At 73.0% G+C, this 18260-nt stretch carries 20 protein-coding genes; 11 read left to right on the forward strand and 9 right to left on the reverse strand.

What is annotated here, in order from left to right:
* Positions 1-482: 482 nt before the first annotated feature.
* The gene (locus ACTMSW_RS20070; RefSeq protein WP_441182163.1) at positions 483-1577 is read right to left on the reverse strand and encodes an NAD(P)H-dependent flavin oxidoreductase; all 1095 of its coding nucleotides are present in this window, start codon (positions 1575-1577) and stop codon (positions 483-485) included.
* 164 nt (positions 1578-1741) lie between these two features.
* On the opposite strand from ACTMSW_RS20070, the gene lnt reads away from it, so the two are divergent.
* The 3 genes from lnt (at position 1742) to ACTMSW_RS20085 (ending at position 4851) form a co-directional block, all read left to right on the forward strand.
* Complete coding sequence (gene lnt, locus ACTMSW_RS20075) at positions 1742-3373, forward strand: apolipoprotein N-acyltransferase (protein ID WP_441182164.1); 1632 nt, start codon at positions 1742-1744, stop codon at positions 3371-3373.
* The gene (locus ACTMSW_RS20080) at positions 3370-4221 is read left to right on the forward strand and encodes a polyprenol monophosphomannose synthase (protein ID WP_441182165.1); all 852 of its coding nucleotides are present in this window, start codon (positions 3370-3372) and stop codon (positions 4219-4221) included. The genes lnt and ACTMSW_RS20080 overlap by 4 nt, the downstream gene beginning before the upstream one ends.
* A gap of 108 nt (positions 4222-4329) precedes the next feature.
* The gene (locus tag ACTMSW_RS20085) at positions 4330-4851 is read left to right on the forward strand and encodes an FxsA family protein (RefSeq protein WP_441182166.1); all 522 of its coding nucleotides are present in this window, start codon (positions 4330-4332) and stop codon (positions 4849-4851) included.
* A gap of 69 nt (positions 4852-4920) precedes the next feature.
* Here the strand turns inward: ACTMSW_RS20085 and ACTMSW_RS20090 are convergent, their stop codons facing one another.
* Entirely contained in the window at positions 4921-5262 is a 342-nt protein-coding gene (locus tag ACTMSW_RS20090) for an RNA polymerase-binding protein RbpA (protein WP_046564157.1), read from the reverse strand.
* 223 nt (positions 5263-5485) lie between these two features.
* Here ACTMSW_RS20090 and ACTMSW_RS20095 point away from each other — a divergent pair, with 223 nt between their 5' ends.
* Complete coding sequence (locus ACTMSW_RS20095; RefSeq protein WP_441182167.1) at positions 5486-6967, forward strand: peptide MFS transporter; 1482 nt, start codon at positions 5486-5488, stop codon at positions 6965-6967.
* 18 nt (positions 6968-6985) lie between these two features.
* Here ACTMSW_RS20095 and ACTMSW_RS20100 read toward each other — a convergent pair whose 3' ends face one another.
* The 3 genes from ACTMSW_RS20100 to ACTMSW_RS20110 all read right to left on the reverse strand — a co-directional run bounded on the left by ACTMSW_RS20100 (position 6986) and on the right by ACTMSW_RS20110 (position 9830).
* Positions 6986-7576, reverse strand: coding sequence for a pyridoxamine 5'-phosphate oxidase family protein (locus ACTMSW_RS20100; protein ID WP_441182168.1), 591 nt, complete (start codon positions 7574-7576; stop codon positions 6986-6988).
* Between the two features lie 55 nt (positions 7577-7631).
* Complete coding sequence (locus tag ACTMSW_RS20105; protein ID WP_441182169.1) at positions 7632-8771, reverse strand: hypothetical protein; 1140 nt, start codon at positions 8769-8771, stop codon at positions 7632-7634.
* A 96-nt stretch (positions 8772-8867) separates the two neighbouring features.
* On the reverse strand, positions 8868-9830 hold the full coding sequence (locus ACTMSW_RS20110) for an NAD(P)/FAD-dependent oxidoreductase (protein WP_441182170.1): 963 nt from the start codon (positions 9828-9830) through the stop codon (positions 8868-8870).
* A gap of 109 nt (positions 9831-9939) precedes the next feature.
* Here ACTMSW_RS20110 and ACTMSW_RS20115 point away from each other — a divergent pair, with 109 nt between their 5' ends.
* Together ACTMSW_RS20115 and ACTMSW_RS20120 are read left to right on the forward strand one after the other, a co-directional pair.
* Positions 9940-10527 carry a helix-turn-helix domain-containing protein gene (locus ACTMSW_RS20115; RefSeq protein ID WP_441182171.1) on the forward strand — a complete coding sequence of 196 codons (588 nt, stop codon included), beginning with the start codon at positions 9940-9942 and terminating at the stop codon, positions 10525-10527.
* Positions 10528-10626: 99 nt separating this feature from the next.
* Entirely contained in the window at positions 10627-11118 is a 492-nt protein-coding gene (locus ACTMSW_RS20120) for a DUF1992 domain-containing protein (RefSeq protein WP_441182172.1), read from the forward strand.
* Positions 11119-11185: 67 nt separating this feature from the next.
* On the opposite strand, the gene ACTMSW_RS20125 is transcribed toward ACTMSW_RS20120, so the two are convergent.
* Both ACTMSW_RS20125 and ACTMSW_RS20130 read right to left on the reverse strand, forming a co-directional pair.
* Entirely contained in the window at positions 11186-11527 is a 342-nt protein-coding gene (locus tag ACTMSW_RS20125; protein ID WP_441182173.1) for a cupin domain-containing protein, read from the reverse strand.
* An 80-nt stretch (positions 11528-11607) separates the two neighbouring features.
* Positions 11608-12174: a maleylpyruvate isomerase N-terminal domain-containing protein gene (locus ACTMSW_RS20130; RefSeq protein WP_441182174.1), complete on the reverse strand. Its 567-nt coding sequence runs from the start codon at positions 12172-12174 to the stop codon at positions 11608-11610.
* 201 nt (positions 12175-12375) lie between these two features.
* Between ACTMSW_RS20130 and ACTMSW_RS20135 the strand changes: the two genes are divergently transcribed.
* Complete coding sequence (locus tag ACTMSW_RS20135) at positions 12376-12696, forward strand: hypothetical protein (protein WP_441182175.1); 321 nt, start codon at positions 12376-12378, stop codon at positions 12694-12696.
* A gap of 22 nt (positions 12697-12718) precedes the next feature.
* Here the strand turns inward: ACTMSW_RS20135 and ACTMSW_RS20140 are convergent, their stop codons facing one another.
* Positions 12719-13306 (reverse strand): TetR family transcriptional regulator, encoded by a 588-nt coding sequence (locus ACTMSW_RS20140; protein ID WP_441182176.1) that lies wholly within the window; start codon positions 13304-13306, stop codon positions 12719-12721.
* 86 nt (positions 13307-13392) lie between these two features.
* On the opposite strand from ACTMSW_RS20140, the gene ACTMSW_RS20145 reads away from it, so the two are divergent.
* The 4 genes from ACTMSW_RS20145 (at position 13393) to ACTMSW_RS20160 (ending at position 17386) form a co-directional block, all read left to right on the forward strand.
* Positions 13393-13818, forward strand: a complete 426-nt coding sequence (locus tag ACTMSW_RS20145; RefSeq protein WP_441182177.1) for a nuclear transport factor 2 family protein — start codon at positions 13393-13395, stop codon at positions 13816-13818.
* Positions 13815-14663: an NmrA family NAD(P)-binding protein gene (locus ACTMSW_RS20150; protein WP_441182178.1), complete on the forward strand. Its 849-nt coding sequence runs from the start codon at positions 13815-13817 to the stop codon at positions 14661-14663. The genes ACTMSW_RS20145 and ACTMSW_RS20150 overlap by 4 nt, the downstream gene beginning before the upstream one ends.
* Positions 14651-15853: an alpha/beta hydrolase family protein gene (locus ACTMSW_RS20155; protein WP_441182179.1), complete on the forward strand. Its 1203-nt coding sequence runs from the start codon at positions 14651-14653 to the stop codon at positions 15851-15853. Before ACTMSW_RS20150 ends, ACTMSW_RS20155 begins: the two co-directional genes overlap by 13 nt.
* Before the next feature lie 270 nt (positions 15854-16123).
* Positions 16124-17386 carry a polysaccharide pyruvyl transferase family protein gene (locus tag ACTMSW_RS20160; RefSeq protein ID WP_441182180.1) on the forward strand — a complete coding sequence of 421 codons (1263 nt, stop codon included), beginning with the start codon at positions 16124-16126 and terminating at the stop codon, positions 17384-17386.
* A 41-nt stretch (positions 17387-17427) separates the two neighbouring features.
* Here ACTMSW_RS20160 and ACTMSW_RS20165 read toward each other — a convergent pair whose 3' ends face one another.
* On the reverse strand, positions 17428-18258 hold the full coding sequence (locus ACTMSW_RS20165; RefSeq protein WP_441182181.1) for a helix-turn-helix domain-containing protein: 831 nt from the start codon (positions 18256-18258) through the stop codon (positions 17428-17430).
* Between the last annotated feature and the right edge of the window lie 2 nt (positions 18259-18260).

The raw sequence follows: 18260 nt of genomic DNA on the forward strand, positions 1-18260 counted from the left end.
TCGCGTGGTGCCGGGGGCCCTTCTTAACAGGTGGGCAGCGTCCTCGGGTGCGAGGTGAACCTCGGCTGAACGACGCCTCACCCGCGTCGGTCGGGACGCGCCGACGCGACACGCCGAATGTGACGGCCGCGACTCGTCCGGGGTGGGTTGACAGCGCCCGGGGGGCAGCACGTACCGTCTTTGAGTCCTACTACGGGAAGCGGCTGTTGTTCGCTTCGTCCCTTCGTCCGCTGGCCGAGCGACACCGAGCAGTTCGTCGCGGCGGCCAGGTCCAGCGGGCGGGGGTCGGCGGGGCGGCGCGAACCGGCCGCGCTTACCGGTGTACGGGCAGGGTGAGGTGCACGGCCAGTAGACAACGGCCGGGCGGGGACAGCCAGTCCACCGTCGGGTCGGTCCGAAGGTCGGCGTGCCCCATCCTCGCCCCACCGGCCGGGGAGGGCCTGGGAGCATCGGGGCGCGGCGCAAGCCGCGCCCCGATTTCGTCACCGACCGACCGCGGCCAGCTCGGCGTCGAGGCGTTCCAGATAGTCCACGGCCCGCATCCGCCGGCCGAGCGGCGCGGACTGACCCGACCAGAGGCTCGCGTGCTCGCGGTCCCCGGCGGCGGCCGCCGCCCGCCGCAGCGGCGCGGTGAGCGCGGACTGCGCCGGGTACGGGGCCCGGGGAACCGCCGGATCGGCCAGGGCGCGGGTGACCCGGTTGGGCACACCGCGGGCGAGTCGACCGGAGAAGGCCGACGTCAGGACGGTGGAGTGCCGGCCGGGGGCCGTGGTGAGGGCGTCCTTGTGCACGTCGGGTACCGCCGACTCGTGCGTGGCGAGGAAACCGCTGCCGATCTGCACCCCCTCGGCGCCCAGCGCGAAGGCCGCCCGGACCTGGCGGGCGTCGGTGATGCCGCCCGCGGCCACCACCGGCGCGGCGACCGCGTCCACCACCTGCGGAACCAGCGAGAGGGTGCCGACGAGCGACTCCTCGACCGGGCGCAGGAACGCGCCACGGTGGCCGCCGGCGTCACTGCCGGAGGCGACGATCACGTCGACGCCGGCCTCGTCGAGGGCGACGGCCTCCTCGACGGTGGTCGCCGTGGCCAGCACGACGACACCCCGGCGGTGCGCCTCGGCGACGACCTCGGCGTCCGGCACACCGAACACGAAACTCACCACCCGTGGTGCGGCCGCCAGAAGCGCGACGATCTGGTCGTCGTAGCGCGGCCCGGCCGGCGGCGGGCCGTCGGGGACGGCGACGCCGAGCGCGTCGTAGAACGGACGCAGTGGTGCGACGAACCCGGCGACCTCGTCCGCGCCGACCCGCACGTCCACCTCACCCGGCAGCGGCACCCACAGGTTGACGTTGATCACCCCGTTCGTGCGGGACCGCAGGTCCCCGACGAGCGCGGTGATGGCCTCGGCGTCGAGATGGTTGGCGCCGAAGGACCCCACCGCGCCGGCCTCGGCGACGGCAACGGTCAGATCCACCGAGGAGAGGCCGCTGCCGAACGGGCCCTGGACGACCGGCCGGCGCAGGTCGAGCAGGCGACTGAAACGGGTCACCGGCCAGGGCGACGGGGACGAGGTCATGGGTGTCCTTTCTCGGGCCGCTGCGCGGCGGGGTTACCCCCAGGAGCATCTTTCCGTAACGGAGGACACCCTCGTGCTGCCCGGGCGAGGCGGTCACTCGGGCTGCGGACGATCGGGCGGGTAGCCTTCACCCCCGTGATCGTGGTGAGGTGCCGGTGACGACCGTGGACAGCAGTAGGGCGCACGCCGGGCGGGTGCGTCCGCACACCGACGCGCCCCGCGCGCTGCCGTTGCGCACGGCGATCGCCCTGGCGGTGGCCGCCGGGCTCGCGCTGCTGCTGGCGTTCCCTCCGTACGGGCTGTGGCCGCTGGCACCGGTCGGGGTGGCGCTGCTGGCCGCCGCGGTGCACCGCCGCCGGATCCGCGCCGGCGCCGGCCTGGGCTTCCTGACCGGTGTGGCGCTGTTCGCCCCGATGCTGAGCTGGACGAACCTGCACACCGGTTACCTGCCGTGGGTGCTGCTGTCGCTGCTGCAGGCCGGCTACGTGGCGCTGCTCGGCGCCGCCGCGGCGTACGCGTCGCCGCTGGCCGACCGGTTCCGGGCGGCGTGGCCGGCGCTGACCGCCGTGCTGTGGGTCGGGCAGGAGGCCCTGCGTGACCGCACCCCCTTCGGCGGGTTCCCGTGGGGGCGGCTCGCGTTCAGCCAGGAGGACTCCCCGCTGCTGCGGCTGGCGGCCCTCGGCGGCGCGCCGCTGGTCACCTTCGCCGTGGCGCTGACCGGCGGATTCCTCGCCGCCGCGGCGTGGCGTACCGGGGAGCTGCGGGGCGGTGCCGGGGGAGCGCGGCCGTGGGCGCCGGTCGCCGGGCTGACCGCGGCGGCGCTGGCCGTGCCCGGAATCGGGCTGCTCGTCCCCGTCGGCGCCGCCCGCCCCGGCGCGGCGGTGACCGTCGCGATCGTGCAGGGCAACGTGCCGCGCCTCGGTCTGGACTTCAACGCCCAACGGCAGGCGGTGCTGAACAACCACGTCGACGCGACCGTCGACCTCGCCCGCCAGGTGGCCGCCGGCACCCAGCGGCGCCCGGACCTGGTGGTGTGGCCGGAGAACTCCTCCGACATCGACCCGCTGCGCGACGCCTCCGCCGGGGCGCGGATCTCCGAGGCCGCCGACGCGATCGACGCGCCCATCCTGGTCGGGGCCGTGCTGCGCGGCCCCGGCGAGGGGCAGGTACGCAACGCGGGGCTGATCTGGAACCCCCGGACCGGCCCGGACCTCGCGCAGCTGTACACCAAACGGCATCCGGTGCCGTTCGCCGAGTACGTGCCGATGCGCGACATCGCCCGGATGGTCAGCAAGGAGGTCGACCGGGTCCGCGCGGACTTCGTGCCCGGCACCGAACCCGGCGTCCTGCGCACCGGGCCCGCCGTGCTCGGCGACGTCATCTGCTTCGAGGTCGCCTACGACGAGGTGGTCCGCGACACCGTCACCGGCGGGGCGCAGCTGCTGGTCGTGCAGACCAACAACGCCACCTTCGACGTGGCCGAGGCGCGTCAGCAACTGGCGATGGTGCGGCTGCGGGCCGTCGAGCACGGCCGGCCCGCGTTGATGGCCTCCACGGTCGGGGTGTCCGGGTTCGTCGCCCCGGACGGGCGGGTAAGTGACGCCACCGGGTTCAACACCCGCGCGGTGGTGGTCCGCGAGGTGCGGCTCGCCGACGGGCGCACCCTGGCCACCCGGGTCGGGCTGTGGCCGGAGGCGGTCCTGACCGCCCTGGCGGCGGCCGCCCTGGCCGGCGCGACCGTGCTGCGCCGCCGCCGCTTCACGGATGGCCCGCAGGAGCAGCCGCGCACCGGATGACGGCAGGCCCGCGACCGGGCCGGCGGAGGGGGAGCGGAGTGGCCGAGGCGACCGACGTCCGGAGGCCCACGACGGGACACCCCGGGCTGGGTCGGGTGCTCGTGGTGATCCCGACCTACAACGAGGCCGACAACGTACGGCAGATCGTGACCCGGGTACGGCGGGCCGCCCCCACGGTGGAGGTGCTCGTCGCCGACGACAACAGCCCCGACGGCACCGGCACGCTGGCCGACGCCCTCGCCGCCGCCGACCCGGGGGTGCACGTGCTGCACCGCACGGGCAAGCAGGGCCTCGGCGCGGCGTACCTGGCCGGGTTCGCGTGGGCGCGGCAACGCGACTACGACGCGGTGGTGGAGATGGACGCCGACGGCTCGCACGCCCCGGAGCAACTGCCGGCGCTGCTGCACGCCGCCGGTGACGCCGACGTGGTGATCGGGTCGCGGTGGACCGGCGGCGCGCGGGTGGTGAACTGGCCGCTGCGGCGGCTGCTGCTGTCCCGCGCCGGCAACCTGTACGCACGGGTGGCGCTGGGCCTGCCGGTCTCCGACGCCACCGGTGGGTACCGCGTGTACCGGCTCAGTGTGCTGGAGTCGCTCGACCTCGACGCGGTGTGCTCCCAGGGGTACTCGTTCCAGGTGGAGCTGGCGAGGCTGGCGCACCAGGCGGGCGCGCGGATCGTGGAGGTGCCCATCACGTTCGCCGAGCGGGAGCGCGGCACCAGCAAGATGACCCCGCTGATCGTGGCCGAGGCGCTGTGGCGGATCACCACCTGGGGGTTGCAGGACCGCCGGCGGGCGGTACGACGGGGCCTGCACGGCACCCCCACCGGTCAGGTGCGGTGGCCCTGAGCGTGGGCGTGTCATGCTGGACGGGTGGCGACGCCCCACCGGCCGCAGACAAGCGGACGGAAGCGGACACATCCGGATGAGGGCCCCACTCAAGGCGGATGGGGTGAGATGCGCCGAGGACTGAGATTCGTACCGCTGGCGCTGCTGGTGGCGGTGGTACTGGAGCTGACGGTGTTCGTGGCCGTCGGCCGTGCGGTCGGTTTCCCGACGGCGGTGCTGGCGGTGTTCGTCGCGTCGCTGCTGGGCCTGGTGCTGCTGCGCCGCGAGGGCATGCGGGCGTGGCGTGGCTTCCGGGCCTCCGCCGAGGCCGGTCGGCCGCCGGGCGCGCAGGTCACCGACGGCCTGGTCGGGTTGGCCGGCGCGCTGCTGCTGGCCACCCCCGGCCTGCTGAGCGGCCTGGTGGGCCTGATGCTGCTGGTGCCACCGGTACGCCGGCTGGCCCGCGCCGGCGTGCAACGCACCGCCGAGCGCCGCGTGTCGTCGATGGTCGCCGGTGACCTGTTCGGGCCCCGCCGGGTGCGCGTGCGGCGCGGTGATCCGCAGCCGCCGCCCGGGCCGGCCGCCGAGCCCACCGTCATCGACGGTGGCCGGGCCATCGAGGGCGAGATCGTCGAGCCCGGCCGCAACTAGGAACGTCGACACGCGAAGCGCCCCGGCAGCCGAAGCTGCCGGGGCGCTGTCGTGTCGTGCGGTGACTGCTCAGGCGCGACCGCGGCGGGTGCGAACCTCCTGCAGCCGCTCGGCGAGGATGTCCTCCAGCTCGGCGATCGAGCGCCGCTCCAGCAGCATGTCCCAGTGGGTACGCGGGGGCTTGGCCTTCTTCTGCTCCGGCTCGCTGCCGTCGACCAGCCGCGCGACGCTGCCGTCGAACTTGCACTCCCAGGTCGTGGGGACCTCGGCGTCGACGGCGAACGGCACCTCGAACTGGTGGCCCTTGGCACACAGGTACTCGCGGGTCTGACGCGGCGCGAGCTCCGTGTTGCGGTCGGATTCGTAGCTGACCGCGCCCAGACGGCTTCCGCGCAGCATACGCTCGCCCATGATCGACTTCCCCTCGTTCGTGGTGCTGGTCTTCTGGTCCAACGGTCCGTTCCCACCGGGCCATTCCCGCCCGTGGCGCTGCCGCGCACACGGTCGGCCGCACCAAGGGTAACCGGCCACGCCAGGCCGCCGACGCGCTCATCCCGCGCCCGGGTCGAAACGGTGGAGTGTTTCCGCTGCCAACGGGGATGTTAGCCGCCCGACGAGCAGCCGGAGGTTCGCCATGGCCAGTGACGCGCCGGTCGCCGCCCGACCGCCGGGCGGGCGGGGCTTCTTCGGGCATCCGCCCGCCCTGGCCACCCTGTTCCTCACCGAGATGTGGGAACGGTTCAGCTTCTACGGCATGCGGGCGATCCTGGTGCTGTACCTGACCGCGTCGGTGGCCGACGACGGTCAGGGCCTGGGGGAGTCCACCGCCAACGCGGTCTACGGCACCTACAACGCGATGGTGTACCTGATGGCGTTGCCCGGCGGCTGGGTCGCCGACCGGTTGATCGGCGCGCGCCGCAGCGTGCTGTGGGGCGGCATCGTCATCGCCGCCGGGCACTACGTGATGGCGATCCCCGTGCGGTGGAGCGTCTTCGCCGGCATGGCGCTGATCGTGGTCGGCACGGGGCTGCTCAAGCCCAACATCTCCACCATGGTGGGCGACCTCTACGACCGGGACTCGCCGCGCCGCGACGCCGGCTTCTCCATCTTCTACATGGGCATCAACCTGGGCGCGTTCGTCGCACCGCTGGTCACCGGCTTCCTCGGCGAGAAGATCAACTGGCACCTGGGGTTCGGGGCGGCGGCGATCGGCATGACCTTCGGCGTGCTCCAGTACGTCCTCGGCCGGCGCCGCCTGGGCGACGCGGGCGCCCGACCGGCCGACCCGCTGCTCGGGGCCGACCGGCGACGGGCGCTGAGCCGGATCGGCGTGGCCGCCACCGTCCTGGTGCTGGCCGTGGGGGCACTCGCCGTGGCCGGGCTGTTCACCGTCAACACCGTGGTCAACCTGCTCACCGCCGTCACCGTGCTGGTCACCGTGGTCTACTTCGCGCGGATCCTGCTCGACCGGGAACTCAGCGACACCGAACGCAGCCGGATGAAGGCGTACGTGTGGCTGTTCGTGTTCGCCGCCGCGTTCTGGATGATCTACGACCAGGCCGGGTCGGTGCTGAACCTCTTCGCCGCCGAGAACACCGACCGGGACGTCGCGGGCTTCACCTTCCCGGCGTCCTGGCTGCAGTCGGTCAACCCGATCCTCATCATCATCGGCGCGCCGCTGGCCGCCCTGCTGTGGGTGCGGCTGGGCCACCGGGTGTCCACCCCGGCCAAGTTCGCCGTCGGCCTGGTCCTCAACGGCCTGTCGTTCGTGCTGATGGCCGCCGCCGCGCAGGCCGCCGTCGGCGGCGACCTGGTCTCACCGTGGTGGCTGGTCGCCGTCTTCGCGATCCAGGTCGCCGGCGAACTGGCGCTGAGCCCGGTCGGGCTGTCCGCCACGACGAAGCTGGCCCCGGTGAAGTACGCCAGCCAGATGATGGGCCTGTGGTTCCTCGCCACCGCCGTCGGCGACGCCATCGGCGGCCAGGTCGCCCGCCTGTCGGACACCTGGCCGCAGCCGACCTACTTCCTCGTCTTCGGCCTGGCGTCGGTCGTGCTGGGTGCCGCGGCGATGATGTTCACCCGGCAGATCCGCGCCCTGATGGCCGGCATCCACTGACCGGCCGGGCATTCCCGGTCAGGACACCGGGGTCGGCGGCAGCGGCAGCGGCAGGCCGGGCAGCCCGTCGATGCTGGTCGCCACGTGGTCCTTGCCGGCGAAGTACGCGTCCAGCGACGCGTCGTCCTCCCGGGCGAACCGCTTGGCGTGCAGGTCCCGGTCACTGTCGTAGGTCATGAACGGCACCGCGTAGCCGCACGTGTCCCGGATCAGCTCGGCGCGCACCACGATGATCGCCCGCAGGCCGTGCTGGCTCGTGTCGATGTCCGGGAAGTGGCCGGCGAGTTCCACCCAGCGCGGGTCGTCGCGGAACACGGGCTCACCCCGCCCGTGCACCCGCACGATGTTCGGCGGGCCGGTGAACGCGCACCACATCAGCGTGATCCGGCCGTTCTCCCGCAGGTGGGCGACCGTCTCGGCGTTGGAACCGGCGAAGTCCAGGTAGGCCACGGTGCGGTCGTCCAGGACCGCCCACGACCCGCGCAGGCCCTTCGGCGACAGGTTGATGGTGCCCGCACCGGACAGCGGCGCCGTCGCGGTGAAGAACAGAGGCTGGTCCTCGATGAACGTGCGGAGCCGGCCGTCGATGCGCTCGTGTGTCTTCCCCATGTGGCCATCATCGCGCCGCAGCGGCCCGCCGACCGCCCGGTATCCCAGGGGCTGGTCAGCCGCGGGCCCCCAGCTGCGCCAGGGCGGCGGCGAGGTGGCTGACCTGGTCGGCCAGCTGCGCCGCCCGCGTCCGCGCCTCGTCCCGGTCGGCCTCGGCGGCGCGCAGGCGTACGGTCAGCTCGTCGACCGTGCCCTGCGCGGCGGTGCCGGCCGCGCGGGCGGCGGCCAGGTCCGTGACCGCCGCGTCCCGCTCGGCGGCGAGCGCGGTCCGGTCCGTGACCGCCCGCCCGACCGCCGCGACGGCCTCCCGGCGGGCCGCATCGGCACGGTCGCGCTCGGCCTCGGCCCGCTCCTGCGCCTGCCGCGCGGCGGCGGCCTGCGCGTGCGCCCGGTCGGCCTCGGTACGGGCCTGGGCCGCCTCGGTACGGGCCTGGTCGGCCTGCTCGCGGGCCCGCCGGGCCTCGTCGTGGCGGCGCTGCGCCCGGTCCAGGGCCTCCGTCGCCGCGGCGGTGGCCCGCGTGGCGTCGGCGCGGGCCGCGTCGCGCTCACCGGTCGCCTCGGCGGCGCCGCGCCGCGCGGCCTCCAGCTCCTCCCGGAGGGTACGCAGCTCGTGGCGGGCCGCGTCGCGGTCCCGTTCCGCCTGCGTGCGCAGCGCCTCGGCGGCGCCGGCCTCGCGGCGGGCCCGCTCCCGGTCGGCCTCGGCCCGGTCGGCGCGCTCGGTCGCGGCGGCGGCCTCCTCGGCGGCGCGAGCGGCCTGCGCGCGCGCCGCGTCCCGGTCGGCGCGGGCCGCGCGGGCCTCCTCGCGGGCCCGGACGGCGGTGGCGGCGGCGTCCTCGGCGTCGCGGCGTGCCTCGTCCCGTTCGGTCTGCGCCGCCGCCACCTCGTTGGCCGCGTCGGCGCGGACCTGCGCCAGCTGCCGCTCCACCCCGACCGGGGACAGCTCGGCGTGCAGCGCCTCGGTGAGGGTGTCCACGATCTGGTCCAGCCGGTCCACGGCCTCCCAGGTGCGGGCCACCTGGCCGGGCAGGCCGGGGGCGTTGCGGTGCCGCATCCGGCTGTTGCGGGAGGCACGCTGGCAGGCGCCGTCGTTGTCCCGGCAGTACCGGAACGGGCGGCCCGCGCCGGCGCGCTGCGGCACCTCACGTCCGCAGTGGGCGCAGGGGCGGGTCTCGGGGGCGGTGGCCGGGGCGTCCATCGAGGGCGAAGTCTAGTGCGGGGACCGTCGGGCGGCGGCGGGGTGGTTCGGGCCGCGCCCGTCCACCCCGCCGGCACCGCGACGGCCACCGAACCCCTACACCGACGCCCGGTCCCGGAAGGCGGCCACGGCCCGCCGGGTGTCCTCGGCCATCAGGTCGGCGTTGATCGCGGCGCCCGCGTTCAGGCCGGCCGCCGCCGCGCTGACCACCTGGGCGCGCAGGTCGGTGACGTTGCCGGCGACCCACACGCCGGGCACCTCGGTCGCGCCGGACGCGTCGGCGGGAACCGCGGTGCCGACCACCTGGCCGCCCATCTCCAGCGGCGCCGTCGGCAGGCCGAGCGAGGTCAGCACGTCGGCGCGGGCGGTGAAGCGGGGTGCGACCACCACCGCCGCGCACGGTACGACCTGCCCGGACGCCAGACGGACCCCGGTGATCCGGTCGTCGGCGACCTCCACCGCGGCCACCGGACCGTCCACCACCGTGACGCCCCGGGCGGACAGCTGTTCCTGCGCGTCGGCGTCCAGCGGCGGCGCGGTGTGCCGGAACAGCGTCACGTCGGCGCTCCACTGCCGCCACAGCAGTGCCTGGTGCACGGCGAGGGGGCTGGTGGCCAGCACGCCCAGCGGCTGGTCGCGCACCTCCCAACCGTGGCAGTACGGGCAGTGCAGCACGTCCCGTCCCCACCGCTGCGCCACGCCCGGCACGTCGGGCAGCTCGTCGACCAGGCCGGTGGTCACCAGCACCCGGCGGGCGAGCACCGTGCTCCCGTCGCTGAGCCCGACCCGGAACCCGCCGTCGACCCGCGTCGCCGAGGCGACCGTGCCGGTGGCGATCTCCCCGCCGTAGCCGGTGACCTCGGCCCGCCCGGCGGCCAGCAGCTCCGCCGGGGGCATGCCGTCGCGGGTCAGGAAGTTGTGCACGTGCCCGGCCAGAGCGTTGCGTGGCGCCCCGGCGTCCACCACCAGCACCGACCGTCGCGCCCGGGCCAGGGCCAGCGCGCCGCTGAGCCCCGCCGCGCCGCCACCGACGACCACCACGTCGTACGTCTCGCGCATCGTTCCGTTCCCCCTCGCGGGGCGGGTCGGACGCCCGCCACCGGCGCCGACTGTGCGCCGACCGGCGCCCGGTGGCAAATGCCGTTGCCGTTGTGGCAAAGTCGGCGGCGTGAGTGACTTCGGAGAGGTGCTGTCCGCCGTCGGGCCGCGCCTGCGCGCGCTGCGGGAGCGGGGCGGCACCACCCTCGCCCAGCTGTCCACGGTGACCGGGATCTCGGTGAGCACCCTGTCCCGCCTGGAGTCCGGTCAGCGCCGGCCCACCCTGGAGCTGTTGCTGCCCCTCGCCCGCGCCCACCGGGTACCGCTGGACGAGCTGGTCGACGCACCACCCACCGGCGACCCGCGCGTGCACCCCCGCCCGGTGCGCCGCCACGGCGTGACCTACCTGCCACTGACGCGCCGGCCCGGGGGAGTGCGGGCGTACAAACTGATCATTCCGGCGGCCACGCCGGGCGGGGAGCCGGACCCGCGCAGCCACGAGGGACACGAGTGGCTGTACGTGCTGTCGGGACGGTTGCGGCTGGTGCTCGGCGAGCACGACCTGGTCCTCACCGAGGGCGAGGTCGCCGAGTTCGACACGCGGGTGCCGCACTGGCTGGCCAACCCCACCGACGAGCCGGTGGAACTGCTCATCCTGTTCGGCCCGCAGGGTGAGCGGGCGCACGTACGCGCCCGTCCGGCACGCACCGCCGACTGACCTCCACCGGGAATGCCGCGTACGCCTCGGGCGCTGGCCTCTGTCGGGCGGCAGCGCCGTGGCCGCCCGCGTTACCGTGGCCGGGGAGGAGGCGGGGCGATGGACAGCTGGGAAGCGACGGTCGAGGCGCAGATTCGCAGCGCCCAGGAGCGCGGGGAGTTCGACAACCTGCCCGGTATGGGCAAGCCGATCCCCGGTCGCAACCTTCCGTACGACGAGTCCTGGTGGATCAAGAGCTTCCTGGAGCGGGAGGCCCTGCCGACGGACCTGCTGCTGCCCACTCCACTGCTGCTGCGCCGCCGCGCCGAGCAGGTGCCCGACGAGGCGCGGGACCTGCCCACCGAGGAGGCGGTCCGTGCTTACGTCGCCGTGCTGAACCGGGAGATCCTGGCCTGGCTGCGCAACCCGTCCGGACCGCGCGTGGTGGTGCGCCCGGTCAACGCCGACGAGGTGGTGCGCGGCTGGCGGGAGCGCCGGCAGGCGGTGGCGGTCGCGGCGACCCGGCCGGACGCGGGGACCCCGGCGACGGTCACCCAGCAGCGGCGGTCCAGGCGTTGGTGGCGGCTGCCGTGGCGCCGCCCGGCTGCCTGACGGCCCTCAGCGGCGGGGGCCCCCGGCGGCGAAGCGCTCCATGCGTGCCCGATCTGGGCGACGGCGGTCAGGCGGGATGCGCCCTCCGGGAGCCGTAGGCCGGGCCGAACACCACCAGCAGCGCCAGATCCTCGGTGACGTCCACGAAGCGGTGCTCCTCACCCGCCGGGACGAAGATCACCGCACCCGGGCCGACCGGTGCCTCGCCGTCGGACGTCACGATCCGCGCCCGGCCCGCCGTCACCACGTAGATCTCGTCCTCGGTGTGCGGGCTCTGGTCGTCGGTCCCGCCCGCCGGGATGCAGTACGTCCCCACGGACAGGTCGGGCACCCGCAGGTGCTCCACCCAGTCGTTGGCGGCGGCGTCGGCCGGTGCCGTCCATTGCCCCGCACCCGTGACGATCCGCATGGCGGCAACCCTAGCGGCCCCCATAGCGCGCTGGCGGGACCAGTCGCCCGCCCGGCAGCTGCTGCTGACCGATCGGCGGGTCAGTCGACCGCGGCGCGCCAGACCCACGAGGTACGCCGGGGCCGACCCGGGAGCTCACCCCGCCCGGTCGACCAGAGCAGCACCGCCGGCGTCGACCCGTGCGGGGCGTCCGGGAACAGGCGGCGCAGCACCGCGGCGCTCACGTCCTCCGGTGGTGTCCACGGCACCCCGAGCCCCCGGGTGATGTCGTAGGTGTGCAGGACGGTCTCGGCCACTCCCATCGCCGCGAAGCCGCCCGGGTCGCAGGGACCCCAGTGCCAGGCCCGCACCTCGGGCGGGGCCGCGTCCACCGCGGCGGCCAGCAGGCCCGCGCAGGCGCGCACCACCCGAAGCACCTCGGCGGGCGCGGCGGTGGGGGAGACCACCAGGTCGTACGGCAGGTAACCGGTCTCGGCGCCCCCGGCGACCTGGCCCGCGTACGCCATCAGGTCGTGCGCCACGTGCGCCGCCGTCGTCCAGCAGCTCCACTCGAGGTCTCCGGCCGGCACCGACCAGTCCCGGTCGGTGTGCGCGTCGAGCACGGCGGCCATGTCCGCCACGGCGCGGATGACGTCGGCCCCGGTCATCGCGATCACCACCCGACCATGGCAGCACGGGTGGCTCGTGGCAACCGGAGTTCCGCCCGGGACAGCGACTTATTAACGTAATTCCGGTAACGATAATCCAGTAATTACGCCAGAAAGTCGCCCGGGAGTCAAACACCATAATGACTGTTATTGTGTATCCCGGGTCGAGGACGTGTCGCCACCTTCCGTGCCCCTCCGGCGATGGCCCTGGACCTCGTCGCCGCCGTCAGGATTCCTGCCCGCAACCGTGCCGGCTCTCCGGCCGGGTTCGTGCACGCGCCGGACTTCTTCGCGCGGTTAATGGACAGGACCTCGCTGGTGATCGACGGCCGGCCGGCGCCGCGGATCAAGCCGCGTGCTGCCAAGGCCTGCGCGCGCCCGGCGGCAGTGATCGAGACGGCTGAGCAGGCCGGCGACCCGGTCGCGATGCTTCCGGTGCTCTATCGCCTGCTGTGGTTCGTTCCGCCTCGACATCGTCCGTTTCTGAGAAGTCCGCGGTGCCGAGGCGCCTTCCCGACTTGATCAGTCCTTCGGCGTTCAACCCCTACAGCGGATGAGTGCCTAAGACTCTGGCGGTGAAGCCCGCCAGTTGCGTCCGCATTTGTTCGGGCTCTACGCGCTCTCGGCCGGCCAGGTGTTCTACGAGGTCGGCTCGGGTGGCGGCGAGCAGTGCATGGGCGGTGAAGTCACTGTCGGCCATGCCGGGAATCTGCTCCAGCATGTCTTGGACCAGGCGGTGCCATCGTTCGTAATTCTCTGCCCGGTAGGGGCTGGTGCCGGCCGCTTCCTCCAGGGCCAGCGCGAGACGGCGGTTGTCGAGCTTGAAGCACAGCAGGGCGTCGAGCAGGGCGGGTACGCGTTGAAGCGGCGGGGTGGTGGGCCCCAGGGGCGGCGGACCCGCTTCGACGGCTTCCATGATCGGTTGCAGCCGCGCCTCGTACAGCGCCCGGAGCAGCCCGGTGCGGTCACCGAAGGCACGGAAGAGCGTTGCTTTGCCGACACCTGCCGCGGCGGCGATGCCGGCCATGGTGAGGTCCTCCGGGCTCTCGCGGCGATTGAAGAGGGCGTCGGCGGCGGCCAGGACAGCCATCCGGTTACGGACGGCGTCCTTGCGGGGTCTGCGCTCGGTCATGCGACTCCCTGTTTGCGATCCGGACCGGAGGTCCGTATCTTTGGGGTTCCGGACCGCCGGTCCGGATCAGGAGATGGAGATTACCTGTGTCCGTACACACCGCGCCAGCAGACCTGTTCCGCCACGGTCTGCAGCTGCTGCTGGACAAGAACATTCCCGCCTGGGTCGACCTGTGGGCCGAGGACGGGCAGATGGAGTTCCCCTTCGCGCCCGACGGCTGGCCCAAGCGTCTGGCGGACAAGGAGGCCATCGCCGCCTACATGCGCCCCTACCCCGACCACATCGACCTGCACGACTTCCCCGACGTGACGATCCACCAGACCACCGATTCGGAGACCATCGTGGTGGAGATGCGAGGTGTCGGGCGCCTGGTGCAGACGGACAGCCCCTTCGACATGACCTACATCGCCGTCGTCACCGTCCGCGACGGGCGCTTCGCCTTCTACCGGGACTACTGGAACCCCCTCGCCGTCTCCGAGCCCGGTACCGACTTCGTCAGCAGCAGCCGATGACCGTCACCAGCACCACTCTCGTCATCGGCGCCACCGGCACCACCGGTAGCCGCACCGCCGCCCAGCTGACAGCCGCGGGCCACCGGGTCAAAGCCGCCAGCAGGAACGCCACCCCGGTCGTCGGCGCGGAGTCGGTCATCTTCGACTGGTACGACCCGGCCACCCACCTCGACGCCCTCGACGGAACCGACCGCGTCTACCTCCTACCGCCCCTGGGCGAATCCGACCCGGCGTCGGTCATGCTGCCGTTCCTGCAACGGGCCCGCGACGCCGGCGTACACCGCGCCGTGCTGCTCAGCTCCTCGGCCATCGCCCAAGGCGGTCCTGCGGTCGGAATGGTGCACCAGGCGCTACCGGAGCTGTTCGAACAGTGGGCGGTGCTGCGGCCCTCGTGGTTCATGCAGAACTTCACCGGTGCGCACGCGCACGCCGTGAGCATCCGTGAAGACGGCGCCATCTGGACCGCCACCGGCAGCGGCCGGGTCGGCTTCGTCGACGCTGAGGACATCGCGGCCGTCGCCGTCCACGCATTGACCGACGAACACGCCCCCAACACCGACCTCATCCTCACCGGACCCGAGGCGCTCAGCTACGACGACATCGCCGCCATCATCACGGAGGTCACCGGTCGACCCGTGGCCCACCGCCGCCTGTCCTACGAGCAGATGCGCGATCGCCTCACGGCGCTGATACCGGTGGAGTTCGCCGCGATGCTGGCCGGCATGGACAGGGCCATCGCCGAGGGATCCGAAGACCGCGTCACCGACACCGTCCAACGCCTCACCGGCCGGCCCCCGCGCAGCTTCCGCGCCCTCCTACAGACGGAGACGCCATGGAACAACTGATGTTCAAGGACGACCAACAGTTCTGGTTCGAGACCCTGCGCAACCTCGGCCTGGCCGTCTATGGCGGCTCCGACGTGGGCGAAGTCATCGCCACCGCCTCCCGGGTTCCCTCCGGCGATTACGACGGCTGGCACGACGCCTGGCTGTCCACCGCCGAACGGCTGGAGACCGAGGCCCGAGCAAGCCACCCCATCAGCGCCCGCGACGGACTCCTACGCGCCTCCACCTACTACCGGGCTGCCGAGTTCTTCCTGCACGGGGAACCCCGCGACCCGCGTATCGACCACGCCTACGAGCGCGGTGTTGCCTGCTTCCGTGACGCCATCGCCCACATTCCCGACATCGTGCCTGTGCAGATTCCGTACGAGGGCACCGTGCTGCACGGCTACTTCTACCGAGCGGCGGGCGACGGCCCGAAGCCAACACTGATCATGCACAACGGATTCGACGGCGCCGCCGAGGAACTGCACTTCTTCGGCGCCATCGGCGCACAGGAACGCGGGTACCACGTCCTGACCTTCGACGGCCCGGGCCAGCCGGCGAGCATCCACCGTGACGGGCTGACCTTTCGGCCGGACTGGGAGAACGTGATCGGTCCCGTCCTGGACTTCCTCATCCAGGACCCCGGCGTCGATCCCGCCCGCATCGCGCTGCTCGGCGTCAGTCTCGGCGGCTACCTCGCGCCCCGCGCGGCAGCCCATGAGCCGCGCCTGGCAGCCGTCGTCGCCGTCGACGGTGTCTTCGACGCCGCCTCCGCCCTGACCGCGTACCTCCCGCTGCCGCACGACGAGGCCGTCCGGCGCGCGGCAGCGGGGCCCGACGAGGAACTGGACCGGATGATCGCCGACGCCCGTGAACAGAGCCCGACCCTGCGCTGGGCCTGCGAGCACGGGCGTTACGTCACCGGCACCTCGACCGACAGAGAGTTTCTGGCCGAGTACGCCCGCTACAACTTCAACGACGGCAGCGCGGAAAAGATCACCTGCCCAGTGCTGGTGTGCGAGGCAACCGCTGACCTGTTCTACGCCTCCACCGAGGAGTCTGACCCACGCAAACTTTACCGGCACCTGACCGGACCAAAAAAGCTGCTGAGCTTCACCGAGGAAGAAGGCGGCGACGCCCACAGCCACCCTGGCGCCTTGCGCCTGGCGGTGGCCCGCATCTGTGACTGGCTCGACGACACGATCTGACCTGTTCAGCATCACCCTTGCACGCAGGTACGCGTATGGGGCGCTGGCGATCGGTGGTGGGGCGGGGGGCGGCCGTCTCAGAGGACCGCGCCCCGAATGCCGGGAAGGCCATTTCTCCATTCATGTCGCGGCGGATATAAACACAGTGCGATGACGTCGGCAGGCGGGCAAACAATGGCGTGAGAACCGATCGGGCTCCTTGACACACATCGGGCGACGACAGCTAATGGCTGCATGTTCAATAGACGGCAATTACTGGAATCGCTCATGGTGGCGGGGCTGGGAAGCCAGGTCGGATGGCCTTCGACCGACGGTGCCGAGGCCGTTCCACCAGTGCCCGGCGCGGCGGCGAAACGTGGCCCGCGGATCCTGCTGCGGTCCTCGTGGCAGACGGTCAACATCGGCGACGTCGCCCACACGCCCGGCGTCCTGGCCCTGATCGAAAAGCACATCCCCGACGCCGAGGTGCAGTTGTGGCCCAGCAGCCTCGGCGACGGCGTGGCGGAGATGCTGCGGGCGCGGTTCCCGAGCGTGAAGGTGATCGACCGGTCGCCGGCCGGGATCAGGGCCGCGTTCGCGTACCACGATTTTCTCCTGCATGGATCCGGGCCCTATTTGGTGGCGGCCGACGACGTCGCGAGGTGGCGCGCGGAGGCGGGGCAGCCCTACGGCGTCTACGGCATCACCCTCGGCGACCCGGACGAGAAGACGCTGGACATCCTCAACGACGCCAGGTTCGTCTTCTTCCGTGACACCGTGTCGATGAACAACGCGCTGGACAGGGGCGTGACACAACCGGTGCCGACCGTACGCTTCGCACCCGACGGCGCCTTCGCCACCGATCTCGCCGACGACGCCGCGGCCGATGCCTTTCTGCGGACCAACGGTCTGGAGGACGGCAGGTTCCTCTGCTGCATCCCGCGCTACCGGGTCACCCCGTACTGGGAGATCTACGACCGGGCGCCGACGGAGAGCGAGAAGGCGAGTGACGCCTACAACCAGCGGATGAAGGAGCACGACCACGCGCCCCTGCGTGCCGCCATCACGGCCGTCGTCCGGCGGACCGACCTGAGGGTCCTCATCTGCCCCGAGGACCGCAGCCAGGTGAAGCTGGGTAAGGAGATGCTGCTGGACAAGCTGCCGGCGGACGTCAGGAGTCGGGTGGTCTGGCGGGACACCTTCTGGTCCCTCGACGAGGCGCGCAGCACCTACGTGCGCTCCGCGGGCCTCTTCGGCCACGAGATGCACTCGCCGATCATGTGTGTCGGCAGCGGGGTGCCGGCGATCGTGTGCCGGTGGAGGCAGCAGACGACCAAGGGCTTCATGTGGCGCGACATCGGGCTGGCCGACTGGCTCTTCGACATGGACGACGAGGCGTCGATCGCCGGCATCGTGCCGGCCGTGCTCGCCATGGCCCAGGACCCGGTCGCGGCGAAGGCGAAGACACAGGCGGCGCTCGCCTTCGTGCGGCAACGGCAGCAGGCGACGATGGCGAAGGTGGCCAAGGAGGCCCGGCTCGGCGTACCGGCCTGACGGTGCTCGGCGTCGATCGGCCGGCGGTGGAACGGGCCCGGTCAGCCGGGAACGTGTCGGTAGGACCGGCGGAACGCCGCGGGGGACTGGCCGCACGTCGCGGTGAAGCTGGCGTAGAGCCGGCTGACCGAGCCGAAGCCCGCCGCGTGCGCCACCTCCGCGATGGTCGCGTCGGTGGTCAGCAGCAGCCGCTGGCCCTCGGCCACCCGGCACTGGTCGAGGTAGCGGCCGATGGTGAGGCCGGTGACCCGCCGGAAGATCGTCATCGCGTAGCGGGGGTGGAGATGAACCGTGTCGGCGACGTCGGCGACGGTGATCCGCTCGGCGAAATGGTGGGCGACGTACCGGGCCATGGTGGTGACCTGACCGACCGCGCCGTCCTCCTGCACATGGGCGACCGGCGGCGCGTCGGTCTGCGCCTCCGTCGCGTACAGGAGCCGCCGGACGTACGCCTGGGCCTCCAGCAGCGCGATCACGCGCAGCTCGGCGTCGCCGCCGGTCAGTTCGCCCGACCACCGTCCGAAGCGTCCGGCCGACGGACCCTGCGACACCACCACCGGCCAGCCGCGCAGCGCCCGGTCCAGCACCGCGCGGTCGAGCCCCCAGGACAGCACGGTGGCCAACGGCAGATTGAGCCACCAGACGTGCGCGTCCGGCGTCGCCGTCAAGAGCTGGTGCGGGATGGCGGCCCAGAACAGTGCCGTGGTGCCCGCCCGCAGCTCGACACGGCGTCCGCCGTACAGGTACGCCAGCCCGCCCGTCTCGACGATGTTGATCTCGATGTCCTGGTGCCGGTGTGCCCGGCTCATGACCTCGGGCGTGCCCTGCCAGCAGTCGAGACCGAGGTCGTGCTCCCACAGTGACATGGTCATCT

This window comes from Micromonospora sp. BQ11 (genome assembly GCF_052068135.1).
Lineage (GTDB): Bacteria > Actinomycetota > Actinomycetes > Mycobacteriales > Micromonosporaceae > Micromonospora.

Bases quoted from the DNA above. Each gene is read 5' to 3' on its own strand.
- ACTMSW_RS20100 (WP_441182168.1), bottom strand. From the start codon at position 7,576: ATGGGGAAGACACACGAGCGCATCGACGGCCGGCTCCGCACGTTCATC.
- ACTMSW_RS20085 (WP_441182166.1), top strand. From the start codon at position 4,330: ATGCGCCGAGGACTGAGATTCGTACCGCTGGCGCTGCTGGTGGCGGTG.
- ACTMSW_RS20150 (WP_441182178.1), top strand. From the start codon at position 13,815: ATGACCGTCACCAGCACCACTCTCGTCATCGGCGCCACCGGCACCACC.
- ACTMSW_RS20165 (WP_441182181.1), bottom strand. From the start codon at position 18,258: ATGACCATGTCACTGTGGGAGCACGACCTCGGTCTCGACTGCTGGCAG.
- ACTMSW_RS20080 (WP_441182165.1), top strand. From the start codon at position 3,370: ATGACGGCAGGCCCGCGACCGGGCCGGCGGAGGGGGAGCGGAGTGGCC.
- ACTMSW_RS20090 (WP_046564157.1), bottom strand. From the start codon at position 5,262: ATGGGCGAGCGTATGCTGCGCGGAAGCCGTCTGGGCGCGGTCAGCTAC.
- ACTMSW_RS20095 (WP_441182167.1), top strand. From the start codon at position 5,486: ATGGCCAGTGACGCGCCGGTCGCCGCCCGACCGCCGGGCGGGCGGGGC.
- ACTMSW_RS20130 (WP_441182174.1), bottom strand. From the start codon at position 12,174: ATGACCGGGGCCGACGTCATCCGCGCCGTGGCGGACATGGCCGCCGTG.
- ACTMSW_RS20105 (WP_441182169.1), bottom strand. From the start codon at position 8,771: ATGGACGCCCCGGCCACCGCCCCCGAGACCCGCCCCTGCGCCCACTGC.
- ACTMSW_RS20120 (WP_441182172.1), top strand. From the start codon at position 10,627: ATGGACAGCTGGGAAGCGACGGTCGAGGCGCAGATTCGCAGCGCCCAG.
- ACTMSW_RS20125 (WP_441182173.1), bottom strand. From the start codon at position 11,527: ATGCGGATCGTCACGGGTGCGGGGCAATGGACGGCACCGGCCGACGCC.
- ACTMSW_RS20155 (WP_441182179.1), top strand. From the start codon at position 14,651: ATGGAACAACTGATGTTCAAGGACGACCAACAGTTCTGGTTCGAGACC.
- ACTMSW_RS20135 (WP_441182175.1), top strand. From the start codon at position 12,376: ATGGCCCTGGACCTCGTCGCCGCCGTCAGGATTCCTGCCCGCAACCGT.
- ACTMSW_RS20070 (WP_441182163.1), bottom strand. From the start codon at position 1,577: ATGACCTCGTCCCCGTCGCCCTGGCCGGTGACCCGTTTCAGTCGCCTG.
- ACTMSW_RS20140 (WP_441182176.1), bottom strand. From the start codon at position 13,306: ATGACCGAGCGCAGACCCCGCAAGGACGCCGTCCGTAACCGGATGGCT.
- ACTMSW_RS20110 (WP_441182170.1), bottom strand. From the start codon at position 9,830: ATGCGCGAGACGTACGACGTGGTGGTCGTCGGTGGCGGCGCGGCGGGG.